A 1,312-nucleotide genomic window follows, 5' to 3' on the forward strand; every position below is an offset into this window, starting at 1 on the left:
TGTCTCGTCCTAAAATACGTTGACAGTATTTCTACTAAGCCAACAGCATCAGCTGTTGGCTTTTTTCATGCACCTCATTTGGAGTTTTCATCCTGAGACTAAGGTGCGGCCTCATATTGTTATAGGTACTTATAGACTCTTTTACTAGTTGTTTAAGCTCTCTGAGGTTTTTACACTTATTAAGTAAGAACTCTTGTTTCAGTATTCCATTTACTCTCTCTGCTAATGCATTTTGATAGCAGTCATAACCGTCTGTCATCGAGGGGCTTATGCCGCTACTTTTCAACTTATCTTGATAAACACCGGAGCAATACTGGAGACCACGATCAGAGTGATGGATACACGAACGATGATATTGACGCCCCTTAATAGCCATATCTAGCGCTTTCACAACATCCGTCGCCTTCATTTCGTTGCTCAGCTCGTAGCCCATAATTTTCCGACTAAACGCATCAGTTACCAATGAGAGATAGTGAATGCCTTCATCTGATTGGATATAGGTAATATCACTTACTAACACACCCTCTGGAGTGCATGGTTTGTAGTTCTTTAATAAGTTCGGATGTTTTTTCATCCAATGCTTACTGTTTGTCGTTTTCGTAAAACTACGTTTAGGTCTTACCAATAACCGTTCATCACGTAAGTAGTTGAAAAGAGCATCCCGACCTAACTTGATACCTTGTTCTTGCAACTTTGGCTTAAGTAAAAAGTAGAGCTTTCTAGTGCCAACCCGAGGCATATAACGTCTAATATCCAACACCATTTGTTTGATGGGTTTAAGTTCCAACTGGCGATGAACAGCTCGCTTTTCTCGTTGATAAACGCTTTGTCTCGTTATCCCGCATAGCTTACATACTCGAACTAAACTTATTCCTTCTTGTTCTTGAAGGCTTCTTGCTCCTTGGTGAGATACTTTTTTCTGAGGCTAGTTCCGTGTTCAGCATCAAGAATATCAACCACTCTATTTAAAAAGAGATTCTTGATTTTTTCGTCTTCCAGCTCTTTCTCAAGACGCTTTATTTTCTGTGCTGGTGACTCTTTAGGCTTAGTTGATTGGTGCATGGTATTCATCCTTGGAGTTTGCGCCCAATTCATCTTACCGTGCTTTCGAAGCCAAGTTAAAACAGTTGAACGGCCTTGGATACCATAAATGGTTTGGGCTTGTTTATATGTCATATCGCCTCTTTCTACAGCGGCGACGACCTGTAATTTAAAGCCTAGTGTGTAATCACGCTGAGTGCGCTTAACGTAGGTATTATTTGAAGTAGCCATAATTCGTCCTCAATGTGTAAACACATTTCAGGACGGGACA

At 40.6% G+C, this 1,312-nt stretch carries 1 protein-coding gene; it reads right to left on the bottom strand.

What is annotated here, in order from left to right:
• Positions 1-34: 34 nt before the first annotated feature.
• Positions 35-1,272 (bottom strand): IS3 family transposase gene (locus A136_RS22060; protein WP_141707892.1). Its coding sequence is split into 2 segments (ribosomal slippage): positions 35-900 and positions 900-1,272, totalling 1,239 coding nucleotides; the frame shifts between segments, so codons are not numbered across the junction.
• Positions 1,273-1,312: the final 40 nt, after the last annotated feature.

Source organism: Vibrio crassostreae 9ZC13, from assembly GCF_000272045.2.
Taxonomy (GTDB): Bacteria; Pseudomonadota; Gammaproteobacteria; order Enterobacterales; family Vibrionaceae; genus Vibrio; species Vibrio crassostreae_C.